Source organism: Planomonospora corallina (assembly GCF_042650625.1).
In the GTDB taxonomy this organism is placed as follows: Bacteria; Actinomycetota; Actinomycetes; order Streptosporangiales; family Streptosporangiaceae; genus Planomonospora_B; species Planomonospora_B corallina.
On record NZ_JBHSBM010000077.1, the window covers coordinates 59411 to 66777 of the forward strand.

Annotated in this window: 5 protein-coding genes; 4 read left to right on the plus strand and 1 reads right to left on the minus strand. The window is 70.9% G+C overall.

The window, feature by feature from the left end; all coding sequences use genetic code 11:
- Positions 1–141 precede the first annotated feature (141 nt).
- Entirely contained in the window at positions 142–1560 is a 1419-nt protein-coding gene (locus tag ACFOWE_RS33125) for a sugar porter family MFS transporter (RefSeq protein WP_377294898.1), read from the plus strand.
- A 113-nt stretch (positions 1561–1673) separates the two neighbouring features.
- Entirely contained in the window at positions 1674–2225 is a 552-nt protein-coding gene (mug, locus tag ACFOWE_RS33130; RefSeq protein ID WP_377294900.1) for a G/U mismatch-specific DNA glycosylase, read from the plus strand.
- Positions 2226–2354: 129 nt separating this feature from the next.
- Here the strand turns inward: mug and ACFOWE_RS33135 are convergent, their stop codons facing one another.
- Complete coding sequence (locus ACFOWE_RS33135) at positions 2355–3197, minus strand: PadR family transcriptional regulator (RefSeq protein ID WP_377294902.1); 843 nt, start codon at positions 3195–3197, stop codon at positions 2355–2357.
- A gap of 426 nt (positions 3198–3623) precedes the next feature.
- Here ACFOWE_RS33135 and ACFOWE_RS33140 point away from each other — a divergent pair, with 426 nt between their 5' ends.
- The gene (locus ACFOWE_RS33140; protein ID WP_377294904.1) at positions 3624–4352 is read left to right on the plus strand and encodes a metal-dependent hydrolase; all 729 of its coding nucleotides are present in this window, start codon (positions 3624–3626) and stop codon (positions 4350–4352) included.
- A gap of 193 nt (positions 4353–4545) precedes the next feature.
- Positions 4546–7287, plus strand: a complete 2742-nt coding sequence (acnA, locus tag ACFOWE_RS33145; RefSeq protein WP_377294906.1) for an aconitate hydratase AcnA — start codon at positions 4546–4548, stop codon at positions 7285–7287.
- Positions 7288–7367 lie beyond the last annotated feature (80 nt).

Genomic DNA, 7367 nt, shown 5'->3' on the forward strand with positions numbered 1-7367 from the left:
CGATCACCCGGATCCGGGCGGGCCCGCCGGCCGTGAGGGCCGGGCCGGCGCCCCGGCCCCCGGATCCGTCCCGACCGGGCCGCGATCGGCGCGATAAAACGGATATATATACTTAAAGTTCGCACGAGGGAAGAGACCGTCATGGTCGATACCACGTCCTCCGGACCTACGGGCACGCGCGGGGAACACCTCGGACATGTCGTCTTCATCACCGCGGCGGCGGCGATCGGCGGCTTCCTCTTCGGCTACGACAGTGCCGTGATCAACGGCGCCGTCACCGGCATCCAGCGCCACTTCGCGGTCGGGCCGGTCACGACCGGCTTCGTGGTGGCGATCGCACTGCTCGGCTCGGCGCTCGGCGCCTGGATCGCCGGAGGGCTGGCCGACCGCTGGGGGCGGACCCGGACGATGCAGGTGGCCGCGCTCCTGTTCGCGGTCAGCTCCGTCGGCCAAGCGCTGCCGTTCGGCGTCTGGGACCTGGCCGGCTGGCGGGTGCTGGCCGGCGTCGGGATCGGCATGGCCTCGGTCCTCGGCCCGGCCTACATCGCCGAGGTCTCGCCGCCCGCCTACCGGGGCCGCCTGGGCTCCTTCCAGCAGCTCGCGATCGTGCTGGGCATCGCGGTCTCCCAGCTGGTGAACTACGCGATCGCACAGGTCGCCGGGGGCGACGTCAACAACGAGCTGCTGGGGATCCAGGCATGGCAGTGGATGCTCGGCGCCTGCCTGGTCCCGGCCCTGCTGTACCTGCTGTTCGCCTCGGTCATCCCCGAGTCGCCGCGCTTCCTCGTCGCCGCGGGCCATGACGAACGGGCCCGGAGGGTGCTGGCCGAGGTAGAGGGCGGCGGCGCCGACCTGGACGCCCGGCTGGCGGACATCCAGCGCTCGCTCCGCCTGGAGCATCGGCCCCGATTGCGCGACCTGCGGGGCTCGGCGTTCGGGTTGCTGCCGATCGTCTGGATCGGCATCACGCTCTCGGTCTTCCAGCAGTTCGTCGGGATCAATGTCATCTTCTACTACTCGGCGTCGCTCTGGCAGTCGGTCGGCGTCAACCAGAGCGACTCGCTGCTGATCAGCTTCTCCACCTCGATCATCAACATCGTCGGCACGTTCATCGCGATCGCGCTGGTCGACCGGATCGGCCGCCGCCCGCTGCTGGTGATCGGCTCGGCGGGCATGGCGGCCGCGCTCGCCACGGCGGCCTGGGCGTTCAGCGCGGGCGTGCCGAGCGGGGAGACCGTGACGCTGCCGGAGCTGCAGGGCTCCGTCGCCCTGGTCGCCGCGCACGTGTTCGTGCTGTTCTTCGCCCTGTCGTGGGGTGTGGTCGTCTGGGTGCTGCTGGGCGAGATGTTCCCCAACCGGATCCGGGCCGCCGCGCTCTCGGTGGCCGCGGCCGCGCAGTGGCTGGCCAACTGGCTGATCACGGTCTCGTTCCCGTCCCTGTCGGAGTGGAACCTGGCCGGCGCCTACGTCGGTTACGCGGTCTTCGCGGCGCTCTCCCTGGTGTTCGTGCTGGTGAAGGTGAGGGAGACCAAGGGACGCAGGCTCGAGGAGATGGGCTGAGGCGCAGGGTCGGTCCTCCCGCCCGCCGACGGGGAGCGGGGTCCGCCGGGCCGTCCGCCGCGCGGGACCGCCGGACGGGTTAGCCCGCGCCCGGAGCGGTCAGATATCCGATCATGCCTCCCACGAGAGCCGAACTCGAGGCGGCGCGGGACCGGGTGATCGACGACGTGCTCGGATCCTCGCTGGACATCCTGTTCTGCGGCATCAACCCGGGTCTCTACTCCGCCGCGACCGGCCACCATTTCGCCCGGCCGGGCAACCGTTTCTGGCCCGCGCTGCACCGCTCCGGCCTCACCCCCCAGCTGCTGGCGCCCGCGGAGCAGGGCCTGCTGCCCTCCTTCGGGCTGGGGATCACCAATGTGGTGGCCCGCGCCACCGCGCAGGCGGCGGAGTTGTCGGCCGAGGAGTTCCGCGCGGGCGGCCTGCGCCTGGCGCGCCTCGTCACCGAGGTCCGGCCGCGGGTGCTGGCGGTGGCGGGGGTGACCGCCTACCGGACGGCGTTCGGGCGGGCGAAGGCGGTGGTCGGACCGCAGGAGGAGCAGGTGGGCGGCACGGCGGTGTGGGTGCTGCCCAACCCCAGCGGCCTGAACGCGCACTGGACGCTGGAGCGGATCGCCGGGCAGATGCGGCTGCTGCGCGAGTCCATCGGCCGGCCGCCGCTGTGAGCCCGCCGGGTCAGGTCGCCGCTCGCCGGGGGCGGCGGGGTCGCCGGGGGGCGGCGGACCCGCCCACTCCGCTGTGGCTTCCCCGGGCCCGCTCACTCCGCTGCGACTTCCCCCGGGCCCCCGCCCCGCTCATTCCTCGCCGGGGTCGCCGTCGGCGAGGATCTGGTAGAGCCTGCGCCGCGTCTCGACCAGCTGCTGCCGGGCCTGCCGGATCTGTGCCTCGCTCCCGGTCTGCAGGATCTGCATCATGGCGAACCCGGCCTGCCGGGCCAGGTCGACCAGCTCCCAGGTGCTCTCGTCGACGTCGGGCGTCATCTCCTCCCAGGGAGCGCGCGTCTCGTCCGCGTGCTCGGCGACGTAGGCGCGGCCGGCCTCGGTGAGCCGGAAGGTCTTGCGCCCGTCGCTCTCCTCCGCCAGGACCAGGCCCTCGTCGGTGAGCTGCTGCAGGGCCGGATAGACCGCTCCCGGGCTGGGCTTCCAGCCGCCCTGGCTGCGCTGGGCGATCTCCTGGATGATCTGGTAGCCGTTGCGGGGCTCCTCGGCGAGGAGCGCGAGGATCGCGGCGCGCACGTCGCCCCGCTTGGCCTTGCGTCCCCGGCCGAAGGGCGGGCGCCCCCCGAAGGGCCCGCCCCGGCCGCCCCACGGGCCCTGGCCCCAGTCCAGGGGGAAACCGCCGCCGAAGGGCCCGCCGCCCCGCCGGCCGCGCGACCCGCCCCGGTGCGGCCGGGGCGGGGTGGGGGCGCCGGGCGGGGTGGGCGGGAGGTGCGGCCCGGGCGGCCCGTAATCGCCGCCGCGCCCGCCGCGCCGCCCGTGCTCGGGGCCGGGCTCGGGGCCGGGCTCGGGGCCGGGCTCGGGCCCGGTCGGCCCCTCGGCCATCGCGCGCCAGGCGCGCCGGGCGGCGCGCCTCATCTGGCGGCGGAGCTCACGCGGGTCGGCGCTCTGCCAGCCGCCCATCGCGTCCGCGTACGTCATGGTCCTTCTCCTTCTCAAGGTCTGCGATCGTTTTTCGATCACTCTCGACTATTCAAAGATATATCGAGAACATTCTGAAGACAAGACTGTCTCCGGACCCGGAAGCATGATCACCCGGTGTGACCGAACGGTGACCCAGTGGAAAAGTGAGATAGATCACGAGATTCTCGCCGGATTTCGGAACAAGCACTGAGACCTAGGCGTTACAAATGACATAGACGGGATTCGTTCCGTGCCGGAAGGGCTGGGGGGTGCTTTCGGCGCGGAACGGTCCCGTCTGTCGTTTTCCGGCCCCGTGTCACCCGGCGGCCCTCTTTCGGCGGCTTCCCCTGCGGTGATCACCCCGGGGACAATGGATCGGTCCGCCGCTCCGGGCGGTCATGCCGTACGCTCACCAAGTGTGATCTTGATGGTGGTGGTCGACCGATGATGGGGCACACGCACGCGCTGACGGGGGCGATCGCCTGGCTGGGCGTGGCGCCGAGCCTGGCCGCGCTCCCGCTGCTCACCGAGTCCTCCCGGTACATCGAGACCGGGGTCATGGTGAACGCGCTGACCCCGGCCGAGTTCATCGCGGGAGCCCTGGTCTGCGCCGGGGCCGCGATGCTGCCGGACCTGGACCACCCCAGCGCCACGATCGCGCAGACCTTCGGGCCGGTCACCTGGGTGCTCAGCAAGGGCGTCAACTGGCTGGCCGGCGGTCACCGCAACGCCACCCACTCGCTGCTGTTCGCGATCGCCGCCGGGTTCGGCGCCCACTACCTGGCCGCCGCCCAGCCGCTCGGCCGCGACATCATGGTGGTGCTGCTGATCGGCCTTGCCCTGAGGGCGATCGGGATCGGGGTGCCGGGCAAGAAGTTCGCCTCGGCGATGGTGAACGTCGCCCTGACGGCCGGGCTGTTCCTGGTGTTCCGCTCCGACGGGGTGGGCTACGCCTGGCTGGGGGTGGCGGTGGCGATGGGCTGCCTGGTGCACGTCGTGGGGGACTGCTGCACGGAGAAGGGCTGCCCGGTGCTGTGGCCGATGAAGCAGCGCTGGCTGCTGCCGTGGAAGATCGGCATCAAGACGGGCCGGGCCTTCGAGCAGAAGTTTCTCGCCCCGGTACTTTCCGTCGTCGTTCTCGGGCTGGTCTACTGGCGCATCCTCCCCGTGTGACCATACTGGTCGGTAACTTGATGTCGAGATATCTCTGGCGATATCTTGATGTCGAGACATCCGCTGCAACCCAGCCGGTGACGTGCCGGTTAGGCAGACCTAACCGACATGGCCACTCCCGCGGTGCGGCAGGATTTCAGTTGCGCCCGGATCTGCGGCGCACAAGACGACATGGTGATGAGGGAGGCGAATCGTGTCCGCGAACAGCTTCGGCAGCCGTGACACGCTCCGCGTCGGTGACGCGGCATACGAGATCTACAGGCTGGACGCCGTCGAGGGGTCGGCGCGCCTCCCGTACAGCCTGAAGATCCTGCTGGAGAACCTGCTCCGCACCGAGGACGGCGCCAACATCACGGCCGACCACATCCGCGCGCTGGGCCAGTGGGACCCGGCCGCCGCGCCGAGCGTGGAGATCCAGTTCACGCCGGCCCGCGTGATCATGCAGGACTTCACCGGCGTGCCCTGCGTGGTGGACCTGGCCACCATGCGCGAGGCCGTCCGCGACCTCGGCGGCGACCCCGCCAGGATCAACCCGCTCGCCCCGGCGGAGATGGTCATCGACCACTCCGTCATCGTCGACTTCTTCGGCGGGCCGGACTCGTTCCAGCGCAACGTCGACCGGGAGTACGAGCGCAACCGCGAGCGCTACCAGTTCCTGCGCTGGGGCCAGACCGCCTTCGACGAGTTCAAGGTCGTCCCGCCGGGCACCGGCATCGTGCACCAGGTCAACATCGAGCACCTGGCCCGCGTCGTCATGACGCGTGACGGGAAGGCCTATCCGGACACCTGCGTGGGCACCGACTCCCACACCACCATGGAGAACGGCATCGGCGTGCTCGGCTGGGGCGTCGGCGGCATCGAGGCCGAGGCCGCGATGCTCGGCCAGCCGATCTCCATGCTGATCCCGCGCGTGGTCGGCTTCAAGCTGACCGGCAAGCTCCCCGCCGGGGCCACCGCCACCGACCTGGTGCTCACCATCACCGAGATGCTGCGCAAGCACGGCGTCGTCGGCAAGTTCGTCGAGTTCTACGGCGAGGGCGTCTCCAGCGTGCCGCTGGCCAACCGTGCCACCATCGGCAACATGAGCCCCGAGTTCGGCTCCACCTGCGCGATCTTCCCGATCGACGGCGAGACGATCAACTACCTGCGCCTCACCGGCCGCTCCGACGAGCAGGTCGCCCTGGCCGAGGCCTACGCCAAGGAGCAGGGCCTCTGGCTCGACCCGTCGGCGCCCGAGCCGGTCTTCTCCGAGTACATCGAGCTGGACCTGTCCACCGTCGTGCCGTCGATCGCCGGCCCGAAGCGCCCGCAGGACCGCATCGCGCTCTCGACGGCCAAGGAGACCTGGCGGCGCGACGTGCGCAACTACGTCACCGACTTCGAGGACGACGGCGTGGACGAGGCGAGCAAGGAGAGCTTCCCGGCCTCCGACGCCCCCGCCTCCAACGCCAGCGCGAACGGCGTGCGCCCGCACAAGCCGGTCCCGGTCACCCTCGCCGACGGCACGAGCTTCGAGATCGACCACGGCGTGGTGACGATCGCGGCCATCACCAGCTGCACGAACACCTCGAACCCGTACGTCATGCTCGGCGCCGCGCTGCTGGCCAAGAAGGCGGTCGAGAAGGGCCTGACCCGCAAGCCGTGGGTCAAGACCTCCCTCGCCCCCGGCTCGCAGGTCGTCACCGGCTACTTCGAGCGCTCCGGGCTGCAGCCGTACCTCGACAAGATCGGCTTCAACCTGGTCGGCTACGGCTGCACCACCTGCATCGGCAACTCCGGCCCGCTGCCGGAGGAGATCTCCGCCGCGATCCAGGAGAACGACCTGGCGGTCACCGCGGTGCTGTCCGGCAACCGCAACTTCGAGGGCCGGATCAACCCCGACGTCAAGATGAACTACCTGGCCTCGCCGCCGCTGGTCGTCGCCTACGCCCTCGCGGGCACCATGGACATCGACCTGAACAACGAGCCGCTCGGCGAGGGCGCGGACGGCCCGGTCTACCTGAAGGACATCTGGCCCTCGCCGGAGGAGGTCGCGGAGGTCGTCAACTCCTCCATCGACCAGGAGATGTTCCTGCGCGACTACGCCGACGTGTTCAAGGGCGACGAGATCTGGCAGTCGCTGCCGATCCCGACCGGCGACACCTTCGAGTGGGACCCGGCCTCGACCTACGTGCGCAAGGCCCCCTACTTCGACGGCATGCCCGCGCAGCCGGAGCCGGTCAAGGACATCGCCGGCGCCCGGGTGCTCGCCAAGCTCGGCGACTCGGTCACCACCGACCACATCTCGCCGGCCGGCTCCATCAAGGTCGGCACCCCCGCCGCGGAGTACCTGCGGGCCAACGGCGTGGAGGTCAAGGACTTCAACTCCTACGGCTCCCGCCGCGGCAACCACGAGGTGATGATCCGCGGCACCTTCGCCAACATCCGGCTGAAGAACCTGCTGCTCGACGGCGTGGAGGGCGGCTACACCCGCGACTTCACCCAGGACGGCGGCCCGCAGAGCTTCATCTACGACGCCTCGGTCAACTACCAGGCCGCCGGCGTTCCGCTGGTCGTCCTGGCCGGCAAGGAGTACGGCTCCGGCTCCTCGCGCGACTGGGCTGCCAAGGGCACGGCGCTGCTGGGCGTGCGCGCGGTCATCGCCGAGTCCTACGAGCGCATCCACCGCTCCAACCTGATCGGCATGGGCGTGCTGCCGCTGCAGTTCCCCGAGGGCGAGACGGCCGACTCCCTCGGCCTGACCGGTGAGGAGACCTTCGACATCACCGGTGTCGAGGAGCTCAACTCCGGCGGCATCCCGCGGACCGTGACGGTGAAGGCCGGGGACAAGGAGTTCCAGGCGGTCGTGCGCATCGACACGCCCGGCGAGGCGGACTACTACCGCCACGGCGGCATCATGCAGTACGTGCTGCGCTCCCTGCTGGCCAAGAGCTGAGACAGGGGGGCGGGGGCCCGCACGGCAGGCCCCCGCCCGCACCCGGGGCGATCCCCCGCGACCGGAGCCGCCCGGCGGGA

Bases quoted from the DNA above. Each gene is read 5' to 3' on its own strand.
- mug (WP_377294900.1), top strand. From the start codon at position 1,674: ATGCCTCCCACGAGAGCCGAACTCGAGGCGGCGCGGGACCGGGTGATC.
- ACFOWE_RS33140 (WP_377294904.1), top strand. From the start codon at position 3,624: ATGATGGGGCACACGCACGCGCTGACGGGGGCGATCGCCTGGCTGGGC.
- ACFOWE_RS33135 (WP_377294902.1), bottom strand. From the start codon at position 3,197: ATGACGTACGCGGACGCGATGGGCGGCTGGCAGAGCGCCGACCCGCGT.
- ACFOWE_RS33125 (WP_377294898.1), top strand. From the start codon at position 142: ATGGTCGATACCACGTCCTCCGGACCTACGGGCACGCGCGGGGAACAC.